The 20,834-nt window shown below is 67.0% G+C and carries 14 protein-coding genes; 1 reads left to right on the top strand and 13 read right to left on the bottom strand.

Features of this window, described 5'->3' with window-relative positions; all coding sequences use genetic code 11:
* Positions 1-10: 10 nt before the first annotated feature.
* Entirely contained in the window at positions 11-211 is a 201-nt protein-coding gene (locus tag ACFWN2_RS31950) for a hypothetical protein (RefSeq protein WP_382433780.1), read from the top strand.
* Positions 212-220: 9 nt separating this feature from the next.
* Here the strand turns inward: ACFWN2_RS31950 and ACFWN2_RS31945 are convergent, their stop codons facing one another.
* The 13 genes from ACFWN2_RS31945 to ACFWN2_RS31885 all read right to left on the bottom strand — a co-directional run bounded on the left by ACFWN2_RS31945 (position 221) and on the right by ACFWN2_RS31885 (position 20,687).
* Positions 221-1,216, bottom strand: a complete 996-nt coding sequence (locus ACFWN2_RS31945; RefSeq protein ID WP_382433778.1) for an ABC transporter ATP-binding protein — start codon at positions 1,214-1,216, stop codon at positions 221-223.
* Positions 1,209-2,195, bottom strand: a complete 987-nt coding sequence (locus ACFWN2_RS31940) for an ABC transporter ATP-binding protein (protein ID WP_382433776.1) — start codon at positions 2,193-2,195, stop codon at positions 1,209-1,211. Before ACFWN2_RS31940 ends, ACFWN2_RS31945 begins: the two co-directional genes overlap by 8 nt.
* A 9-nt stretch (positions 2,196-2,204) precedes the next feature.
* Positions 2,205-3,179 carry an ABC transporter permease gene (locus ACFWN2_RS31935; RefSeq protein WP_382433774.1) on the bottom strand — a complete coding sequence of 325 codons (975 nt, stop codon included), beginning with the start codon at positions 3,177-3,179 and terminating at the stop codon, positions 2,205-2,207.
* Complete coding sequence (locus ACFWN2_RS31930; protein ID WP_382433772.1) at positions 3,172-4,101, bottom strand: ABC transporter permease; 930 nt, start codon at positions 4,099-4,101, stop codon at positions 3,172-3,174. The genes ACFWN2_RS31935 and ACFWN2_RS31930 overlap by 8 nt, the downstream gene beginning before the upstream one ends.
* A gap of 118 nt (positions 4,102-4,219) precedes the next feature.
* Positions 4,220-5,842: an ABC transporter substrate-binding protein gene (locus ACFWN2_RS31925; RefSeq protein WP_382433770.1), complete on the bottom strand. Its 1,623-nt coding sequence runs from the start codon at positions 5,840-5,842 to the stop codon at positions 4,220-4,222.
* A 178-nt stretch (positions 5,843-6,020) separates the two neighbouring features.
* Positions 6,021-6,962 (bottom strand): exopolyphosphatase, encoded by a 942-nt coding sequence (locus tag ACFWN2_RS31920; protein ID WP_382433768.1) that lies wholly within the window; start codon positions 6,960-6,962, stop codon positions 6,021-6,023.
* A gap of 288 nt (positions 6,963-7,250) precedes the next feature.
* Positions 7,251-7,610 (bottom strand): GNAT family N-acetyltransferase, encoded by a 360-nt coding sequence (locus tag ACFWN2_RS31915; protein ID WP_382434058.1) that lies wholly within the window; start codon positions 7,608-7,610, stop codon positions 7,251-7,253.
* A gap of 231 nt (positions 7,611-7,841) precedes the next feature.
* A complete protein-coding gene (locus ACFWN2_RS31910; RefSeq protein ID WP_382433766.1) occupies positions 7,842-8,273 on the bottom strand; it encodes a hypothetical protein in 432 nt (143 codons plus the stop codon).
* Positions 8,264-14,629, bottom strand: coding sequence for an RHS repeat domain-containing protein (locus ACFWN2_RS31905; RefSeq protein WP_382433764.1), 6,366 nt, complete (start codon positions 14,627-14,629; stop codon positions 8,264-8,266). Before ACFWN2_RS31905 ends, ACFWN2_RS31910 begins: the two co-directional genes overlap by 10 nt.
* A 15-nt stretch (positions 14,630-14,644) precedes the next feature.
* A complete protein-coding gene (locus ACFWN2_RS31900; RefSeq protein ID WP_382433762.1) occupies positions 14,645-18,058 on the bottom strand; it encodes a LamG domain-containing protein in 3,414 nt (1,137 codons plus the stop codon).
* A gap of 234 nt (positions 18,059-18,292) precedes the next feature.
* Positions 18,293-18,451 carry a DUF397 domain-containing protein gene (locus ACFWN2_RS31895; RefSeq protein ID WP_382433760.1) on the bottom strand — a complete coding sequence of 53 codons (159 nt, stop codon included), beginning with the start codon at positions 18,449-18,451 and terminating at the stop codon, positions 18,293-18,295.
* A 13-nt stretch (positions 18,452-18,464) separates the two neighbouring features.
* Positions 18,465-19,295, bottom strand: a complete 831-nt coding sequence (locus ACFWN2_RS31890; protein ID WP_382433758.1) for a helix-turn-helix domain-containing protein — start codon at positions 19,293-19,295, stop codon at positions 18,465-18,467.
* 102 nt (positions 19,296-19,397) lie between these two features.
* On the bottom strand, positions 19,398-20,687 hold the full coding sequence (locus ACFWN2_RS31885) for a lytic transglycosylase domain-containing protein (protein ID WP_382433756.1): 1,290 nt from the start codon (positions 20,685-20,687) through the stop codon (positions 19,398-19,400).
* Between the last annotated feature and the right edge of the window lie 147 nt (positions 20,688-20,834).

Below are 20,834 nucleotides of genomic sequence, written 5' to 3'. Positions count from 1 at the left end.
GGTGGATCACGTGCTGAGCGAGCCATGGCGGCTGCGGGACTGTCTCGACGTCCACCAGCACGGGCTCTACGACTTCGAGGTCGACACCGCCACGAGCAGCGCGCGTGAGTGCGCCGAAGCCATCAAGGAGTTCGTGGACCGGCCACCGGCCACGAGGGCCTTCGACGAGCTGAGGGGCCGCGCCCGCAGGCACGACCCCTCAGCCACGTAGAACAGCCGGTCAGACGACCGCGCGCTCCTCCGCGAAGTGGCACGCGGCGGGGTGACCGTCGTTGCGCACCACGAGCTCGGGAACCTCGGTGGCGCAGATGTCCTGCGCCTTCCAGCACCGCGTGCGGAACCGGCAGCCCGAGGGCGGGTCGATCGGCGACGGCACGTCACCCGTCAGGCGGATGACGTCACGACGTCCGCGCTGGGTCGGGTCCGGCACCGGCACCGCGGAGAGCAGTGCCTGCGTGTACGGGTGCATCGGCCGCTCGTAGATCTCCTCCTCGGTGCCGATCTCCACGATCTTGCCGAGGTACATCACCGCGACGCGGTCCGACAGGTGGCGGACCACCGACAGGTCGTGCGCGATGAAGACGTACGAGAGGCCCATCTCGGTCTGCAGGTCGCCCAGCAGGTTCATGACCTGCGCCTGGATCGAGACGTCCAGTGCGGACACCGGCTCGTCGCACACGATCACCTTGGGCTTCAACGCCAGCGCGCGGGCGATGCCGATGCGCTGGCGCTGACCGCCGGAGAACTGGTGCGGGTACCGGTTGATGTGCTCCGGGTTCAGGCCCACGGTCTCCAGCAGTTCCTGGACCTTCTGCTGGCGCGAACCCTTCGGCGCGACCTCGGTGTGGATCTCGAAGGGCTCACCGACGATGTCGCCGACCGTCATGCGCGGGTTCAGCGACGTGTACGGGTCCTGCAGCACGATCTGGATGTCGCGGCGCAGCTTGCGCAGCTCCGCGCCCTTCATGCCGAAGATGTCGCGGCCCTCGAACCTGGCCAGGCCCGACGTGGGCGGTTCCAGGCGCATCAGCACCTGGGCCAGGGTGGACTTGCCGCAACCGGACTCGCCCACGACGCCGAGGGTCTCGCCCTTGTTCAGCGAGAACGAGACGCCGTCGACGGCCTTGACGTGGCCCACGGTGCGCTTGAACAGCACGCCGACGCGGACCGGGAAGTGCTTGACGAGGTTCTCGACCTCGAGGATCGGCTCAGCCACGAGCGACGACCTCCTCCGCGATGTGGCACCGGCTGGTGCGGCCCATGCCGAGGTTGTGCACGGCGGGCACCTCGGACACGCACCGGTCGAACACGCGCGGGCAGCGCGGGTTGAACGGGCAGCCGGGCGGGATGTTGGTCAGCGACGGCGGCAGACCCTTGATCGTCTTGAGCTCCTGGCCGCGCAGGTCCACGCGGGGCAGGGACTCCAGCAGCGACTCGGTGTACGGGTGCCCCGGCGCGCGGAACAGCTCGTAGACGTCGGCGTGCTCGACGATGCGGCCCGCGTACATGACCGAGATCCGGTCCGCGACGTCGGCGACGACGCCGAGGTCGTGGGTGATCAGGATCATGCCCATGTCGCGTTCCTTCTGGATCTCCGCCAGCAGGTCCATGATCTGGGCCTGCACGGTGACGTCCAGCGCGGTCGTGGGCTCGTCCGCGATCAGCAGCTCCGGGTCGAGAGCCAGCGACATCGCGATCATCGCGCGCTGCCGCATGCCACCGGAGAACTGGTGCGGGTAGTCGGTGATCCGTCCCTTGGCGTTCGGGATCTTGACCTGGTCGAGCAGCTCGATCGCGCGCTTGCGGGCGTCCGCTTTGGACATCCCGCGCCGCACGCGCAGCTGCTCCTCGATCTGGAACCCGACGGTGAACACCGGGTTCAGCGCGGACAGGGCGTCCTGGAAGATCATGGCGATGCCCTCGCCACGGACCTGGCGCCGTGCGTCCGCCGACTGGGTCAGCAGGTCCTCACCGCGGAACTTGATCGTGCCCTTGGTGATGAACCCCGGCGGCGTGTCCAGGATGCCCATGATCGTCTGGGCGGTCACGGACTTGCCGGAACCGGATTCACCCAGCACCGCAAGGGTTTCGCCAGCCGAGACGTGGTACGAAACGCCGTTGAGCACCTTCGCGACACCGTCGCGGGTGCGGAATTCCACGTGGAGATCCTCGACCTCCAGCAATGGCTGAGTCACAGGATTCCCCTATCGGGACTTGGGGTCGAGGGCGTCGCGCACGGCGTCACCCAGCATGACGAAGGCCAGCACGGTGATCGTGACGAAGCCCGCGGGGAACAGCAGCATGTGCGGAGCCGACTGGAAGTAGTCGCGCGACTCCGAGATCATCACGCCCCACGACACGACCGGCGGACGCAGGCCGATGCCGAGGAACGCGAGCGTCGCCTCGGCGCCGATGAAGGCACCCAGGGCGATCGTCGCGTACACCAGCACGGGCGCCACGGTGTTCGGCAGCAGGTGCCTGACCACGATCCGCAGCGGCGACGCACCGAGGCCGCGGGCGGCCTTGACGTAGTCCTGCTGCTTCGCCACGAGGGTCGCCGAACGCATGATGCGCATGGCCACCGGCCACGACAGCACGGCGATCGAGAGCACGACCTGCGTGATGATCTGGAACGCACCGGGGTTCTCGGTCGGCGCGTTCAGCGTGGTGAGGATGACGATCGCGCCGAGCACGAACGGGATGCCCGCGAAGATGTCGCCGAAGCGCGACAGCAGCGAGTCGATCCACGTCTTGGCGTAGCCCGCGAAGATGCCGATGACCGATCCGATGAGGACGGTCAGGATCGTCGCGAACAACCCGACGAGCAACGACGCGCGGGCGCCGTGCATGGCGCGGGCGTAGACGTCGTAGCCCTGCAGGTCGTAGCCGAACCACGCGTCACCGGACGGCGGCTGCAGCGACTTGTCGAGGTTCGCGGCGCGCGGGTCGACCGACGTGAACAGCGTCGGCCAGATCGCCATCAGCACGATGACCGCGATGATCACCAGCGAGATGATGAACGTGGGCTTGCGCCGCAGCTCGCCCCACGCGTCGCTCCAGAGCGAACGGGGCTTGCGCTGCTTCTGCGACGAGTCGTCGAGGTGGCTCGCCTGGTCGACGCCCGCCGCCGCGGACGCCTCCAGTCCGGCTCCGCCGGACACGGATCCTGGGTCACTCATAGCGAATCCTCGGGTCGAGAACGGCGTACAGGAGGTCGACGAGCAGGCTCATCAGCAGGTACACCAGCACCAGCAGGGTCACGATGCCCGTGACCATGACGCCTTCCTTCTCCTGGATGCCGCGGAAGATCAGGCCGCCGATGCCGTTGATGTTGAAGACGCCCTCGGTGACGATCGCGCCGCCGAGGAGGCTGCCGAGGTCGGTGCCGAGGAACGTGATCACCGGGATCAGCGAGTTGCGCAGCAGGTGGATGCCGACGACGCGGGACTGCGGCTGGCCCTTCGCGACGGCCGTGCGCACGAAGTCGGCGCGACGGTTCTCGACGATGCTCGTGCGGGTCAGCCTGGCCACGTAGGCCATCGAGAGGCTGCCGAGCACGAAGCCGGGCAGGAGCAGCTCGCCGAACGTCGGATCGGAGCTGACCGAGGTGTCCATCAGGTCGAAGCCCTGCGGGCCGAGGTAGAGCCGCAGCACGAAACCGGTGACGAAGACCGGCAGGGAGATCAGGAACAGGGTCGAGATCAGGACGAGGTTGTCCAGGAAGCCCGACTTGCGCAAGCCCGTGAGGACGCCGGCGATGATGCCGATGACGGCCTCGATGATCAGCGCGATGATGCCCATCTTGAGCGTGATCGGCCACGAGGTGGCGATCTGCTCACCGACGGAGATGCCGTTGAAGGTGGTGCCGAAGTCGCCGACGACCAGGTTGCCCAGGTACTTGAAGTACTGGATGACCAACGGGTCGTTGAGGTTGAGCTTCTGGCTCATCTCGGCGATGTAGGCCGGATCGCACGGCCGCTGGCCGCACTTGCCCGCGAAGGGGTCCTGCGGGATCGCCCAGACGAGGGCGTAGATCAGGAAGGTGGTCCCCAGGAAGACCGGTATCAGCTGCAGCAGACGGCGCAGCACATAGCGACCCATTAGGTCGGCTCCTTGCGTGGTGGGGGCGCCCAAGGTCCCGGACACCGCTCCGGCCCCGCGCCCGTAACGCTTGAGGGACGCGGGGCCGGACGGTGTTCAGAACTCAGGTGTTCGGGAATCAGGCCTTGACTCGGAACGACTCCAGGACGCCCTGACGCTTGAACGACATCTTGGCGTCGAGCAGGTTCTTCGAACGGCCGCCGATGCCCTTCTCGTTCCAGGTCGGCATGGAGGGCAGTTCCTTGGCGATGATGTCCTCTGCCTGCTGGTAGAGCTTGATCGCCTCGTCCTCGTTCGCAGTGCTGTCGGCCTGCTTGAGCAGGGCGTCGACCTGCGGGTTCGAGAAGTTCGAGTCGTTGGACGACCCACCCGTGCGGTACAGCGGGTTGAGGAAGTTCTCGATCGACGGGTAGTCGGCCGACCAGTCCGAACGGCTCATGCCGGTCAGCTGCTTGCCGTCGACGATCTGGCGGAACGCACCGAAGTTGGTGGCACCGACGAACTCGCACTCAACGCCCAGGGCCTGCTTGATGCTGTTGCACGCGGCCTCGAGCGGCTCCTTGCGGCCACCGTCCTGGTTGGACTGGATGGTCAGCTTGCCGGTGAAGCCCGACTCCTGAAACAGCTGCTTGGCCTTCTCCGGGTTGTACTTGCAGTACTCGCCGCAGGTGTCCGCGCGGTAGCCCTTGATGCCGGGCGAGACGAAGCTCGTGGACGGCACGTACGAGCCGGCCAGCACGGTCTTCGTGATCTGCTCCCGGTTGATGGCCATCGAGACGGCCTGACGCAGCTTCACGTTCTTGAAGGCGTCGATGTACTGCGGGAACGCGATCGCGCTCTGGCCGAGCAGGTTCGCGGTCACGACCGCGTCACCGAGGTCCGCCTTGTACTTCTCGCCGACCTTGGCCGACGGGGGCAGGGCCTCCATGAAGTCCAGCTTGCCCGCGACCAGGTCCTGGTACGCGGTCTCCTGGGAGGAGTAGATCTTGTAGTCCAAGGTCTTGAAGTGGACCTTGTCCTCGCCCTTGTAGTCGTCGAAGCGCTCCATCTTGATCAGCGCGTTCGGCGTGCGGGAGACGAACTTGACCGGGCCGTTGCCGATCGGCTTCGCCTCGGCGGCCTTCGGGTCGGCGAAGAACGAGTCGGCCATCGGCGAGAACGGTGTGTAGCCGATCATCGTCGTGAAGACCGAGGTCGGGCCGTTGAGCGTGACCTTGAACTCGTAGTCGCCCACGAGCTCGAGACCGGACATCTTGTCCTTGGCCGGCTTCGCGTTCTCGTCGGCCGGGTGGACGTCGTCGAAGCCCGCGATCACGGAGAAGAACGACGCTGCCTGCTGCGCGTTCGGCGCGTACGCGGCGTAGTTCCAGGCGTCGACGAAGTTCTTCGCCTTCACCTCGGTGCCGTCGTGGAACTTCCAGCCCTGCTTGATCTTGATGTTGTAGACCTTGGCGTCATCCGACTTGATCTCTTCAGCCATCAAGTTGTAGGGCGCGCCGTCTTCAGCCTTGTAACCGACCAGCCGCGAGAACAGGGAGTCGGTGACCTTGCCACCGCCCGCCTCGGTCGTGTTGGCCGGGAACAGCGTGCTCTTGGGCTCGGTGCCGTAGATGGACACCGTGCCGTCCGGGTTGTCCTTGCCATCGGCAGCGTTGTTGCTCCCGCCGCCGCCGCCGCATGCGCTGAGCGTCATGGCGAGCGCGGCTGGCAGAGCCACCCACGCAACCCGTGATCGCGACATCAGTCTCTCCCGCCTTTCCCCGGCGCCGCTCCGCAGATATTGCGTGCGCGCGCCTCCCCGGGAGGTCTCGTCCACCTCCCAAAACGTGAGAGGACGTTAACCGGGGCTTCCAGCAGTACGCGCATCGAAATCGGTCACAAAATTGTCACGATCACCTCAAGCGCACCTTAATTCGGCGCTAGACCAGCGAAAACGCGATGCCGTCGAGGATGTCGTGCTCACTGCACACGAGCGTGCGGATTCCCGCGCGATTTTCGAGCTCGTCGGCAATCGCACGCAGTACCACCGCCCCGCCGCAGATCACGTCCACCCGACCGGGGTGCATGGGCCCCAGCGAGGCACGTTCCTCGTGCGTCATGGAGAGGATACGGTCGGTGATTTCACGAACATTGTCAAGTGTGATGCGGCTGAGGTGAATATCGTCGCTGTTGTACACCTCCAACCCCTGGACCAGGGCTGACAATGTCGTAACGGTGCCGGCGACCCCGATCCACGTCTTCATCTTCTCGACGGGGACCACTTCGAATGCGGCTTTGACGGCTTCACGCGCAAACGCTTCCGCTTGTTCAATTTCGTCCTTCTTGGGCGGATCGGAGTGCAGGAACCGCTCCGTCAGCCGCACGCAGCCGATGTCCATCGACCTCGCGGCCTCGACCTCCGAGCCCGTCCCGAGGACGAACTCGGTCGAACCACCACCCAGATCGGTGACGAGGAAGGGTCCCTCTTCCGGGTCAAGATCGGCCACCGCACCGAGGTAGGACAGCCTCGCCTCCTCGTCCCCGGTGATCACCTCCGCGGGCGCGCCGAGGATCTGCTCGGTCATGCCGAAGAACTCGTCGCGGTTGCTCGCGTCCCGCGTCGCGCTCGTGGCGACCATCCGTGCGACCTCCACGCCCTTGCGTTGCATCGTGCGCGCGTAGTCGAGAAGCGCCTGGCGCGTGCGCTCGATGGCGTCGGGGTGCAACCGCCCGGTGGCGTCCACGCCCTGGCCGAGCCGGACGATCTTCATCTCGCGGTGGACGTCCCGCAGCCACGCGGTGCCGTCCTCCCGCTTCGTCACGTCGGCGACGAGCAGACGGATCGAGTTGGTCCCGCAGTCGATGGCCGCGACCCGCGCCATGAGCACTCCTCAAGGGTTCGTCTCAGTGGTTCCGATGTTCTCCGGCAAGCATCGCGTACACGAAACGGTCGGCCCACTCGCCCTTGGAGGATCGCGTGGGGTCGGAAGTGCACCTCCCGGCGCATGCCGAGCCGTTCCACCAACCGGTGCTCGGCGCTCAGCAGTCCTAGGTCGGCCTCGCTTCAGAGGAAGCGGGTGACCGCGGGCAGCCTGCGGTAGGCGAAGACGTCGTCGAGGTCGCCGGCTTCGAACGGCCTCAACACCAGCCGATCGGTCCTGATCGGGTGCTCAAGCCTGAGCACGCGCGCACTCGGCGACGATCCGGTGGAGACCGAGCCCATCGAACCCGAGCCGGAGCATCGTCCGCGCCGCCTCGATCGCGTAGCCGTGACCGTGGAACCCAGGTTGAGGCTGTAGCCGATCTCGCCCTGTCGATGTGTCTCGCTGCGCCACTTCAGCACAGCGCTGCCGATGACCCCGGCCCGCCTCAGGCAGGTGGATCGCGAGCAGCTGGCCCTCGCAGGTGATCTCGTGGTCGTCGATCGGCTTGTCGAGCAGGTCCGCGCACTCTTCCCTCGTGACCGACCCGCCGTAGAGGTAGCGGTAGGCGTAGAAGTCGTCGAGGTCGCTTGGCCGGAAGGGGCGCAGGAGCAGGCGGCCGGTGTTCAGCGGGCAGCCAAGACGTACACCCTGCCGAGGACGACGGCCACGCGCCTCCCGTTCACCGACTCGTCCCGGCCCGGAACTTCACTTCCGCCGGGCATCCGAGCGCCCACGGCCAACTCCCACCTACTACAGCAAGTCGCTGTAGTAGGTGGGAGCAGCAACAGCTGCGGCGCGAGGGCCCCTGATCGGGCCGACAGACCTCGATCGACTCCGTCAGCGCGCTCGCAACGCGCGGACGAGGTAGTCATCGATGTCCAGCGCCTCTGCCTGGGACACCGGCGGAGCGGACCACTCTGCCCGCTCCATGTGATCCAGAACGGACTGCTCCAGGCCGATCCCGTACGTCTCGACGTATTCGGCGGCGTCACACCGCCAGTAGTAGGAGCCATCGGTCATGATGCCGGAACCGCCGGAGACTCCGAACTGTCCATCCAGGACATCTTCGGTGTACTCCATCAGCGCGATCACCAGGACACCACCGCGGAGGTACCTCGCCACCTTCTTGCGCAGGTCGCTGTCCAGTTCGCCGACAAGCGGTCGCAGGGTTTCCGGCGACAAATCGAACGGCTGGTCACCTCCGGGGCCGAACAGCCCGAGCGGTTTGACGGTACCGGGCACTACAACCTCCACGTTCATCACGTCCACTCACGCAGTACGCCGGTCCTCGGGCTGAGATCAACCCTGAACGGACTCGACGTGACGGGGACACCAAGGATCTCCCGAAGCTCCTGGGCGGGGCCGCACGACCCGTGACAGGTCACCAAGTTGATGGGGCCACCGTCGTAGAACGGGTTCTCCCGCACGGCATCGGCGATCTGCTGAGGGTGAGTGATCATCCCGTCGACTCGGAAGTTGCCCATCTCGTCACCGTGCACGATAACGTCGTGTCCCTCGACACCTCGCGAACGTGCGAAGTTCTGCAGCGTGTTGGCGTCATCGCCGATCGCGGTGGCGGTGGTGCTGTGCCGCACTGTCGCCCCGCTGGCGAGGAAGCTGTCCATCTCCGCCGCGCCGGCGGGACCTTGCGACCCGCCACCCACCTTGCGCAATGCGTTCACCGTGACTTGCTGGGCCTGCGCGGCGATCCCCGCGACCCGCCGAAGCAGCCCCTGCGCCTTGGAGATGATGTTGGCCATCGACGCGACGGCCTTGACCGCCTTGTACCCGGCCTCGATCACCTTCCCGACCTTGCCCCACGGCACCAGGTTCATCACCAGCCCACCACAGGCCCAGACGTCACCCTTGGTGAAGCAGTCGACGATGTCGTTCCACCCCGAGATGTCCTTCAACATCTCCCAGGCGACTTCCTTGATCACATCCCACTTCGTCTTGTGGGCGTTCTTCAAGGCCTCCTCGTACGCGGCCTGACTGATACCGGCGTCCTGCATCGCCTTCTGCGTCGCCTGACGCACCGCCGAAGACTGCTGCTGCTGAGCCTTGCGCTCGTCCTTGAAGAACTGCTGGACGTTCTTGTACTCCTCGTTGTTCTGGTAGTTCTCCCGACCACCACCGCACAGGATCCCGTCCGGACCGCACTGCCCACCGGCCAGCAGACCCGTCGGGTCGCTGAACGTCACAGGGCTGTTGTTGCTGTACGCGTAGCCGTTGAGCTGCTGCGGGTCGTTGTTGTCGATGATCGGGTCGGCCGACAGGAACCGGCCCACAGTGGCGTCGTACAGACGCGCACCCACGCGCGTCAGCCCCGACTCCTCACGAGTGCCGCCTACGAAACCGCTCGTGTTCCACGGCGTCGCGGTGTTGCCCCGGGACTCGCCGAACGGGGTCTGGCGGCGTGATGCCGTCGCCAGGTTTCCTGCGGTGACGGCCGCGATCTCGGTGCCCTGGTGGTCCGACAGGAGCCACTTCAGGCCCGAGATCGAGTTCCGCTGCGCCACGGTGTGGCCGTTGTGGCTGTAGTAACGAGTCCACGACGGGGTGGTGGTTCCCGTCTCCAGGCGAATCTCCTGGCCGAACACGTAGAGCGTCTTGGCTGACGGCTCACGTGCGATCAGGCGGTTGCCGTCGGCGTCGTAGAGGTACGTGGACTCCTTGCCGTCCGCGTTCTTCACCTTGGAGACGCGGCCCTCGACGTCGTACTCCAGCGTCTGGGTGTTGCCGGAGATGTTGCGCGACGTCGTGTTGCCCGACGCGTCGTAGCCGAACTTGTCCTGCGAGGTGCCGTTCGGGCCGGTGGTGTCGACCTTCGTCACGGTGTGCGGTTGTGGCGCGCCCGCTGCCGGGTAGGTGAACGAGTTCGTCGTGTCGCCGGCGCTCGCGTGCGAGGTCTGAGACAGGCGGTTGCCGGTCTTGTCGAACGTCCACGACAGCCAGTACGACGCCGCGCCGCCCAGTGCGCTCGTCGACTTCGGCGCCGCGCAGTTGCCGGAACCCGGAGTCCAGGCCTCGGTCATGCGGCGCAGGTGGTCGTAGGCGAAGCACTGGATGTCCGACGGGCCGCCCTCGGGGGTGTCGGCCACGCGGTTGATGTTGCCGGACGCGTCGTAGCTGTAGTTGCGGTCCGCGATCCGGTACGCGGTCGGAGTCTCCCGGTCCGCGATCGTCCGCTCGAGCCTGCGGGTGCCCTCCTCGTAGAAGTTGGTCACCCACACGTTGTTCGGGCTGTCGTCGCTGTCGTAGGTCTCCTTGAGCGTCTCGCCCATGGCCGAGTAGACGGTGCCGCTGACGTAGCGGCTGGCACCCTGCGTCGACGCGGGCAGGCCGAAGGCGTTGTACTGGGTCGACACCGTCTCGGCGGGCACGATCGTCCTGCCGCCGGAGTTGGCGTCCAGGTAGTCGAGGTCCCGCAGCTTGCCCGTGTAGGTGTACGAGTAGCCCACCTCGTACGTGGTGCCCAGCACGCCTTCCGCCGCGGCCGGCACGATGACCTTCTGGCCGGTCGGGCGTCCCGCCGTGTCGTAGCCCGAGACCTTGTTCGTGTACGGCTGGCCGTTGACCCACCTGCGGGACAACGTCAGCATGCCGAGTCCCGTCGCGGTGGTGTCGTACTGCCACTCCGCGAGCTTGGTACCCGAGGTCGACCCGTCGTAGGACGCGGTCTTGCGGCTCAGCACGTCGTAGGAGTAGGCCACTGTGCGACCACGAGCGTCCGTGGACGAGGTCACACGACCCGCCGCGTCGTAGGCGATGTCGGTGTGCCCCGCGTCGGGGTCGTCCGAGGCGATCTTGCGCCCGCGCAGGTCGTAGGTCGACCGCCACACGTTGCCGGCGGGGTCGGTGACCGTCGAGAGCTGGCCGGCCGGGGTGTAGACGTACTTCGTCGCGTCGAACGCCGCGCCCAGACCCGCCGTGTACTGACGCTTCTCGGTCGTGCGGCCCTGCGCGTCGTTGATCACCGTCGTCGCCGTGCCGCCCTGGGGCGGCGTGGTGTGGACCCGGTCACCGCCGTAGGACGTGGTGGTGCGCCACTGCTCGGTCGCGTACTTGCGGTAGATCGACGCCGTCGTGCGGCCCATCCCGTCGTATTCGGTGATGGTCTGGTTCGGCACCGCGTTGTCCAGCACACCGGCCAGTGCCCCGCTCGCGGCCTGGTTGTTCCAGTACGCGCCGTTCGTCTTGTACGGAAGGCCACGCGAGTCGTAGAACGTGTCGGAGACCAGTCGGCCACCCGCGGGCGACGGGGACTGCGTCTGCCGCTCGCGGAACAGGCCGTCGTAGAGCGTGTAGGAGACCAGGTAGGTGTTGCCGTCGTCCTGCAGCTGCTTCGCCGCCACGACGCTCGGTGCGTTGGTGTTGTAGGTGTACTCGAAGACCGCGTCCGCCTTGGCGGTCGCCTTCGGGTGACCCGGCAACCAGGCCGCCGTCGTCCGGCCCAACGCATCGTAGGACAGGTCTGAACGACGCCCGTTCGCGTCCACGGACGCGGTCGACGTGCCCCACGCGGGCTCGAAGTACCCGTTCGACACGTGTCCCAGCGCGTTGGTGCTGGTCACCTGCTTCACCGGGCCGGTGGCCGGCGTGTACGCGGTGGTCGTCTTCTGACCGGTCGCGTCCACCACTTCGAGCGGACGGCCGTAGGCGTCGAACGTCGAGGTGGAGGCGGTGACCCACTTCTGCCCGGTGCCATCCCACTTGTCCAGCGCCTCGGCCTTGGTGATGTCGCCCTTCGTCGGCGCCACCCCCCACGCCTGACCGTCGTACGACGACTTGACGGAGCTCAAGACCGTCGACGCGGACGCCGTGACGGTGCAGAGGCCCTTGACGGTCTCCACCTGCGAGGCGTAGCTCAGCATCCACGCCGCGTCGTTGCGCGCGAACGTCGAGCGCGCACAGGACTCGTCGCCGGTGACGCCGAGGTCACCGTGGTCCTCGGCCTCCGTGACGATGCCGACCGAGTCGTACTTCTTCACGACCTTCGTGCGCCGCCACTGCCCGTTCTCCAGCAACGTCCGGCCGCGCACGGCGAGGACGTTGCTCAGCTTGGCCTGCTTGCCGTCCGCACCGGTCGCGGTCGCCTCGCTCACCCACGGGTCGTTCACCGACGCCGACACGAGCACGCCGTCGTTGAACTCCCGCGTCTCCCGCACGAACCCCTGCAGGCGCTCGACGTCGGTGATCGGCTCGCCCTCGCTGGCGGACACCGACGCGCCGTCCACACCACGCATGTACACGCTCTCCGACACGCTCTGCTTGCCGGAGGAGTCACCCTTGACCGTGCGCACCGTTCCGTAGCCGCGCCACTGCGAGTACGTCCTCCGGTCTGCCTCGGCGAACTCGTTCTCGTCGAAGATCCAGGCCGGGTTGCCGATGTAGTCGTAGTGCGTCTTGAGCAACGACGAGGCGCCCGTGCGGTCGTCGTCGGTGACGTCGGTGACGACGTACTTCTGGAAGTAGTCCAGGATCGGGTTCTGCGCGCCGTCCGGCGTCCACCACGTCGGGTAGCACCGCAGGGTGTTGGACTCCGGCGACGCCGGCATGCGCGTGCCGGGGACGCAGTCCCGTTCGCTGTAGCGGATCTCGGTGTGCGCCCCGCCCTCACCGTTGATGCCGACGACCCGGTACCGCGTGAGCGGCGACAGGTTGTCGTGACCGCTGTCGACCCGGTTGTCCATGGGCACGCGGTCGAACGTCGTCGCGGGCAGCGCGATCGTGCCACCGATGTGTCCGGTGTGGACGATCGACTTCAGGTTCAGCGCCGGCGACGTGCCGTCACCCGTGGCCGGGAAGTCCTGCGTCAACGTCCAGGAGTCGACGTCGGAGTGACCACCGCTGCCGTTGCCGACCTGGGCGATGACCTTCACCAGTCGTTTGCGGGTGAAGAAGGTGGGCGTCAACCTGTTGGTGCACTGCTCGCCCGCGTTGCAGAGCTGGTCCGCCGGCACGTCCGGCCACGAGGCGGCCGTGGAGGCGTTGAGCTGCGAGGGATCGCAGGTGATCGCGCCGTTCGGCAGGCAGCGTTCGGCCATGTCGAACTGCACACGGCCGCCGACGGCACCGAAGTAGTTGTCACTGCGCAGGCCGTACTCGATGCGGGTGAGGTGACCGCCGCGCACGTACGGCGTGCCCTTGGCCGCGTCGGCATTGCGGCCGTAGTGGTTGATCTCCTGGTCGTAGTAGTACGTCGTGACGTTGCCGTGCGGGTCGACCGAGTAGTCGACGTTCCACCGGTACGCCTGCTGGCACCACGACGCATCGAAGGTCGCCTGCTTGCACGGCTCGTTGTCGTTGTTGCCGTAGACCGGCACGGTCCACGCCGACTTCGTCTCCGGCTTGCCGGACGACCAGCCCGGCAACCGGTTCACGCCCAGGAAGTACTGGGTGCCGTCGGTCGTGGTGACCTTCCAGTGCTCACCGTCGTTGTCGCCGTTCGCGGCGCCCTTGAAGCGCTCGACGCGCGCACCGTCGTCGTTCTTCGCCCGCCACGTCGTGACACCGGTTGTGGCGTCCTCGGAAGCCTTGACCAGCTTGCCGGAGACACCGACCAGGCTGATGGTCGCGTTGTCGGTCGCCCAGCACTGGTCGCCGGTCTTGGTCTGACCGTTGTTGCCACCGAGGTCGAGGCCGCAGGGCTTGTACTGCCGTTCGATGAACCCGCCGGGAGAGACGTCCCAGCCGTCACCGACGATCGACGCCTGGTTGTTCGTCGACGACATCCGGCCGTCGAGGCTCTGCGACGAGTAGCCGAGCGACACCGAAGGCGCCTTGCCCCCGGCCGCGGGCGGAACCCGCAGCGGGTAGCCGTAGCTGAAGTCACCCGACGAACCACCCGCGTTCCAGGAGCCGGCCGGAGCGAGCGACGTCGCCGCGTAGCTGCCGTTGCCGCTGGACGGCGCGGCGGTCGCGGCGAGAACCACGGCACCCGAGTCGGCCCGCTGCGCGCTTGTGGTCGCCAACGGGGTGACGTCGGCCGAGACCTTCTTCGCCGAACTGTCGTTGCTGCCACCGGCGAGCGGCGTCGTGCGGCGGCACTCCTGCTTGTCCGGTGTGGACAGTGCACACGCCGGCAGCGACACCAGGCGCAGGCGCGAGGCGTAGTCACCACCGAACGCCGACGCGAAAGACCCGTAGTCGACGTCCAGCCGCAACGGCGTCCCCGCGGCGCCACCGGTGTCCGCGACGGTGAACACGACACCGTGCAGCCCCAGCTTCTTCGCCGTGTCCTGCCCCTTGACGCTCACCCGCACCTTCGCGGGAGCGGCAGACCTCGCGGTGACGGCGTTGCCGTCCTTGCGCCGCACCGAGACCAGACCCGGCGCGGCCTTCGCGGCCGTTGCCGGTGCGGCAGCGGCCAGGTCGACCTCCGCCTGCGACTCGCCCGGCCACTTCGGCTGCTCGACCTTCGTCACGGCCGCCTTCGCCGCCGCGTCCTCGGTCTTGCCGCGCGTGGCCACCGAGCTCGTCGGCACCGACTTGTTCTGTTGCAGTTCCGGCAGTTTCCAGCCGTACTTGTTGTCACCGGCCGCGAGTGCGTCCTGACCGGTCGCGAGCAACAACGTCACCACGACGCCGAACGTCGTGAAACGTCTTCTCTTGTTGTGTCTCACTGGTGATCCCCCAGGTCAGCGGTGCTTGGTGGACGTGCGGATGTCCTCGATGTCGGCGACGCTGAGAACGCCCGAGTAGATGCGGGCGTCGTCGAGGTCGCCCTTCCACACGTCGGACTTCTGACCCGCCCAGATGGCGCGCCCCACGAACACGTCCCCAGACCCGTTGAAGGTCTGCTGCCCGGTGCTCGAACCGTTGAACGTGTTCTGCTTGACCCCGTCGACGTACAGCGCGACCGTCCCGCTGGTCGCGTCGTAGGTCGCCGCGAGGTGCACCCACTTGTTCGCCTCGGCGGGCAGGTCGGACAACGCGTACCTGCCGTCACCGGACGGGGTGCGCGTCAGCAGGAACCCCCACTTGCCGGTCTCCGGGCGGTACCCGAGGACGAACGGCGAATGCGTCGCGTCTCCCAGGCTGACCGCGGCTCGTGCGGAAGCGTCCAAACCGGCGTGCCTCACCCAGGCGGACACCGTGTACGACCGGTCGGTGCGCAGGTTCACCGGACGCGGACCAGCAACCTGTCCCGTCCAGGACGAGTCGTACTTCAGCCATGTGTCCTTGCTGGTCAGGATCTGGTTCGGGTCATCGGGGTCGACCGGCGTACCGGACCAGGTGGTGCCGCCGGAGGCGGTGGCGTTCTGCCCGGTCACCTCGTCCTTGGTCGCGGTACCGGTGCGCTCGTCGAGGTTGTAGTGGGCGCGCAGCACCGCGAAGTTGTTCTGCTTCGCTGCTTCATCGGCGCTGAGCTGGCGATCCCACACCTGGACGTGGTCGACCGAACCGGCCAGGCGGTTGACCTTGTTGCCGAGCCACTTGACTGAACCGATCGACAGCGGGCCGGTGGCGTTCCACACCGTGGCGGTCTGGGTGCCTTCGAGCTTTCCGTTGACGTACAAGGACACCTTGCGCGAGTTGGGCTCATAGGTGCCCAGCAGGTGAGTCCACACGCCCGTCTGCGGCGACGCGGACGACAGCGTCTGGGTGAACGCCGTGTAGTCCTGATCGGCCGTGGCCGTGCTGAGTGCCCACCGGCCGGCGGTCTTGGAGTATTCCAGCGTGAAGCCGCTGGCGCGGTTGCCGTCCTGGCTCACCACCGCGTAGTCGGCGTTGGTGTCGTTCAGCTTCACCCACGCCGATACCGAGAACGCTCGTGACGTGTCGGTCACAGCGGTCGACGTCGCCGAGGAGGTGCTCGTGGTGTTGACCAGGCCGTTGTTCGCGTAGCCCGGACCGAAGGTCGCGCCGCCCAACGTCAGGGTGTGACCCTTGCCGGTGATGTCGGCGGCGGTCGTACCGCTGGTCTGGTCGAAGTTCCACGCGGCCACCGGGTTGGAGGGCGCCGCCACGTTGAACACGTACTTCTGCGGGGTGGCCGCAGGGTTGCCCGCCTTGTCGTAGGCCTGCACGTACAGGGTGTTCGTGCCGCCGGACTTCGGCGTGATCGGCACCGTCGTCACGCCGTTCGCCTCGGTCACGTTGACCTGGTTCTCGAACGTGTTGGTCTCGAGCGACCACCCGTAGCGGGCCACGTCCATCGTGCCGCTCAGGCCGGTGTTCCCGTTGGGCGAGAACGTGAAGTTGCCCGTCCGGCCCACGCTGCCCGAGAAACCCGTGGTGGGGTAGTCGGTCGAGGACACCGCGGGGGTGTTCGGTGCGACCGTGTCGACCATGAACTCGCACTCCGGCGACCAACTGTTGAGCTCGTAGTCGCCGGACCACAGGTGGAAGCCGTGGACCCCGTCCTGGGTGATCCAGCCGTTCGGCACCGTGACCTCGGCGAACGAGCCCGACGGCACGTTGCCTGCATAGATGTCCTGGCCGTTCCACGTGGAGTTCCCGGCTGGGCCGACCGTCAACCGGAAACCGGCGTCCATCATGCCGCCATCCGGGTCGAGCAGTCTCGCCCGCAGACGCGGCGTGCGGGTCTTGCCGATGTAGGGACGGGTGTCACCGATGCGGCACGGAAGTGCGTCCGTCCTGTTCGGACCCCAGCCCTCCAGACCGAGATCGGTCGGAGACTTCGGGTACGAGTTGTACTTGACCTCGAGATACGGGTTCAGGTCGAAGCGGCGCCACGACGCGTCGAGTGAGTTCTCCTGCTTCGCCTTGAACATGAAGGTCGTGGCGCCCCACGGTTCGGACGCGGCTCGTTCCACCGCGGCGAGCGCGTTGAAGTCGGCACCACCGTCCGTCGCGCAGTAGACCGGGTGGTTGCGCGTGTTGTTCTCGGACAGGTTCCTGATCCAGCCCGGCTGGTTGTCCCACGTCGTCCACGGACCAATGCCCCACGTGTTCCACAGCTCGGTCGGCGTCGGCGAACACGAGTAGGACGAGATCACCTTGGCGTGCACCGTGGCCGAGTGGATCTTCGTGCCGACGATCTGCGAGGTGTTGATCTCGAAGTAGGTCCGCGAGACACCGGCGGCTCCGGTCGGCGTACCGAGCGACGAGCCGTTGAGGTAACCCGCCTTCAGGTCGCTCAGCTGGCCGGAGGTCTTGTCGTAGTTCTCGGCGTTGCCCCAAGGCGACTGCACCACCGCGTGGTGCTGCTTGGTGCAGGTCGTGCAGGAATAGTCGGGGTCGAGACGCACGGGGTAGACCGTTTTCGGATCGGCGAGGAACGCCTGGTCCGGGGTGATGGAGACGGTGTCCTGCCCGAGTTCGACACCCATGGTGGCCGCCCGGCCCTGCACGGACGAGTCCCACATGCGAGAGGCGTCACCGCCGAACACCAGCCGGTCATCGGCCCCGGACACCACGAGCCCGTCCTGCGGCGTGGCAGCGGACTTGGCCCTGCCGCTGGGCTGAACCGGGCCCGTGATCTTGGTGTTCCTGGTGTGGGACTTGAAGGTGATCTTCTTGAGCTTGGCGTTCTTCGCGGCCTCGGCGTTCTTCACCACGAGGTTCTGCGAGAAACCCGTCAGCGACGCCTGGACCTCCAGGTCGACGCCGGGCAACACCTCCGGATAGGTGGCGGTCTGGCCGGAGATCCGCGCCTTCGGCAGATCGGTCTCCCAGCCGAACCCGACCTCGGCATCACCCTTGGCCAGGCGCGCCACCGGCTTGGCGGCCGACCCGACTCCACCGGGACTGAACGACATCGACACCGGCGTCGCCTTCGGAGCGAGCGAGCCGTCTGCCTGCGGCTCCAGCGTCAGATCGATCGCCGTCCACGAGCCGTTCTTCTTGACACGCACCGGCTGCGCGTGGGAGATCAAGGTCCGCGAACCGTCGGGGTTGGCCTTGACCTGCGTTTCCTCGGTCGTCTCCGACCCGATGACGATCGGTTTGCCGCTCTGCTGCGCGAGCTTCTCCGCACTGGTCGCGTCGGCGACCTCGTCCGGTGTCGCGGCGACGGCGGTGGTCGTGCTCGTCACCGAGCCGATCAGCGTGGCCGCGAAAACGACGACAGCGGCGAATGTGGGCATGGCAAAGCCACGCCGTGTGGCGTATCGCATCTTTTCCCCCAGGCCGGGAAGGATCCCGGCGCTCACAACGGTCCCCCGACCTGTGCTGGAGCAGCATGAATCACTTCGGGCGAAAATGGAATACGCCGAACATGATCGACTTTGCCGTACCGGTGCCACGTGCGTCACACGCGCATAGCCCGTTCTACCTGCTCATATCCGTACGCGACCACACGCTCTCGGAGCGTGATCCGATCACGCGGCCTTGACGAGGCGGAGGAACGCCGTCCAGGCCCTCTCCGACACGGGCAGGTGGGTGACCGGGGCCTTGCTGTCGCGGATGCCGACGCCGTGGCCGACCTCGACGCAGTCGCTTGCCTCAGGGCTGTAGCTGCTCTTACGCCACTCGGACATGCGGCACGCCTCCTCAGGCAAGCATGGTGTTGATCAACCTCCTCGATTCTTCCGCATCCAAGGCGTCCTGATCCAACCGCTTCAGCACTTCGGTGTAGCTGGCCAGTGAGGCCGCGTCTTCGAGGAAGAGGCCTGAGTTCTGGCTTTCGATGAAGACGACCGGCTCGAACCTGTCGTAGTTGAGCTGGGTGAACGAGCCGGACATCCCGGCGTGGGCGCCGATGGCGATCGGCACGACCCGGAAGGTGATGTACTGCCGCACCAGCATCACGTGGATGTGGGTGAGCTGCGCACGCATCACGTCAGGGCCTCCGACCGGCAGTCGCAGCGCCTGCTCGTGCACGTAGAAGACAAACTCCCTGCCAGGCCTGAGAATCACCTGCCGGTCGAGCTTCGCGCGGATCAGCGAGTCGATGTCGGCGGGCTTGATCTTGGCTGACTTCTCGGCGGCGGCCCGCATGTAGCCGGCGATCTGGAGGTGGCCAGGGACCAGGTTCATCGACCACACGGTGATCTTGCTGGCGAGGCGTTCCTGGCTGATGAGCGAGTGCACCTGGTCCGGTACTCCGTCCTCGGGGAACAGCAACCAGCCCTTCTCCCGGGACTCCCGGTAGAGGGTGAGCAGGCGGTCGACCTCTTCGTGCGGGGTGCGGCAGTAGGACAACAGCCGGACGAGGTCGACCTCGCTCACCCCGCCCTTGCCCTGCACCAGGTCCGAGACCTTGGCTTCCTGCCAGTCCACCAGTTCGGCGAGTCTGCGCTGGGTCATGCCGCTCTGGTCGATGGCGTCGCGGACACCATCGCCGAACTCGCGGCCCACCACGCTCGAGTTGCGCTTCGGCATGCGGACGAAGCTAGGAGACGAACTCCCCTTCACTCCAACGTTTCTGCCCGAATCGCCCCGAACGAAGTACGGGTTGGAATCGTTCCAACCCGACACGCCGTGCTAGCTGGGCTTGCTCGTGATGATCGCGGGCGGGGTCGACGACGACGCGCCGCTGTTGCTCGACGGGGCCTGCGACGACTGCTGCTGCGAGGACGACTGGGCGGCGCTCGACGACGTCGTCTGCGCCGGCGGCACGGTCGTCGTCGTGGTGGTGGTCGTGGTCGGCGGCGTCGTAGTGGTCGTGGTGGTCGTCGTCGTGGTGGTCGTCGTGCACGTGGACGGGGACGTCGTCGTGGTCGGCGTCGTGGTGGTCGTCGACGTGGTGGTGGAGGTCGTGGTCGACGTGGTCGTCGACGTCGTCGTGGTGGGGCAGTTCGGCGGCGTCGTCGTGGTCGTCGTGGTGGTGGTCGTCGGCGGCGTGGTCGTCGTCGGCGGGTTCGTCGGGGTGCCCGGGTCGGGGTTGCCCGGCGTCGGGTTCTGCGTGTCGTTGCCGATGTCGGTCAGCGGCGGCAGGGTGTCGACGTTCTCGCTGTACTCCGTGGCCCACTTGAGGACCGTCTCGACGTACGCGGTGGAGCGGTTGTAGCGGAAGACGGCCGCGGCCTTGTCGGCCTGCTTGGTCATGTCGCCGCCGCCCGCGCAGAGGTAGCGGCCGGCGCCCAGGGCGGCGTCGTAGATGTTGTTCGGGTTGACGGTGTTGTCGTCGTTCAGGTCGCCGCCGAAGCTCGCCCACGTCGACGGGATGAACTGCATCGGGCCGACCGCGCGGTCCCACGCGGTGTCGCCGTCGAGGCGGCCGCCGTCGGTGTCGCGGATCGCGGCCATGCCGGGGGCGCCGTTCAGCACCGGCCCGAGGATCTTGGGGGTGGCGTCGCCGACGGCGTTCACGCGGCCGTTGTTGGCGTGGTTCGACTCGACCTTGCCGATGCCCGCGAGCAGGTACCAGGGGAGGTTGCAGCCGGGGACGAGCTCGGCCATCTTGTCCTCGGCGCGGAGGTAGGCCTCCACCATGACACCGGGGATGCCGTGCTGGCCGGGGAAGCCGTCGAGCAGGCTGCCCTCGTCGATGTCGAGGCTTCCGTCTTCGAGGTCGGCGAGCAGCGCGGCGCTCAGTTCCTCGGACAGCGGCAGGCGGCCGGAGGCACCCAGTTCGGCCGGGTCGCGCTGCAGAGCGCTGAAGACGTCGGCGGGGCCTAAGGAGACGGCGATGTCGTTGTGCTTCGACAGGTTGACCCAGTCGACGAGCTTGGTGCCGACGATCATGGCCGGGGCGAGCATCGCGGCGAGCGCAGCGACGGCGAAGCCCTTTTGCCTAGGGCTCAGCACCGACGGTCCACGCAGTTTGGCCATTGCCACGAATACTCACCTCTCGTGTGTCATCGCGGCTCGCCGTCCTGCCATTACGGCGAATGCCCCAGTCGGTGACCTGTACCACCCTGCCCCACTACGAAGCCTAGGTGTACCCAAGACGGAGTGAAGCGTGTGTTCGGTTCCGTT

It is taken from the genome of Lentzea sp. NPDC058436, assembly GCF_042721515.1.
Lineage (GTDB): Bacteria > Actinomycetota > Actinomycetes > Mycobacteriales > Pseudonocardiaceae > Lentzea.
Note: the sequence above shows the minus strand (reverse complement) of the source record. Positions and strands in the feature narration are given on the sequence as shown.

Coding starts and splice junctions, on each gene's coding strand:
- ACFWN2_RS31935 (WP_382433774.1), bottom strand. CDS start 3,179: ATGAGTGACCCAGGATCCGTGTCCGGCGGAGCCGGACTGGAGGCGTCC.
- ACFWN2_RS31930 (WP_382433772.1), bottom strand. CDS start 4,101: ATGGGTCGCTATGTGCTGCGCCGTCTGCTGCAGCTGATACCGGTCTTC.
- ACFWN2_RS31925 (WP_382433770.1), bottom strand. CDS start 5,842: ATGTCGCGATCACGGGTTGCGTGGGTGGCTCTGCCAGCCGCGCTCGCC.
- ACFWN2_RS31920 (WP_382433768.1), bottom strand. CDS start 6,962: ATGGCGCGGGTCGCGGCCATCGACTGCGGGACCAACTCGATCCGTCTG.
- ACFWN2_RS31900 (WP_382433762.1), bottom strand. CDS start 18,058: ATGCCCACATTCGCCGCTGTCGTCGTTTTCGCGGCCACGCTGATCGGC.
- ACFWN2_RS31895 (WP_382433760.1), bottom strand. CDS start 18,451: ATGTCCGAGTGGCGTAAGAGCAGCTACAGCCCTGAGGCAAGCGACTGC.
- ACFWN2_RS31890 (WP_382433758.1), bottom strand. CDS start 19,295: ATGCCGAAGCGCAACTCGAGCGTGGTGGGCCGCGAGTTCGGCGATGGT.
- ACFWN2_RS31885 (WP_382433756.1), bottom strand. CDS start 20,687: ATGGCCAAACTGCGTGGACCGTCGGTGCTGAGCCCTAGGCAAAAGGGC.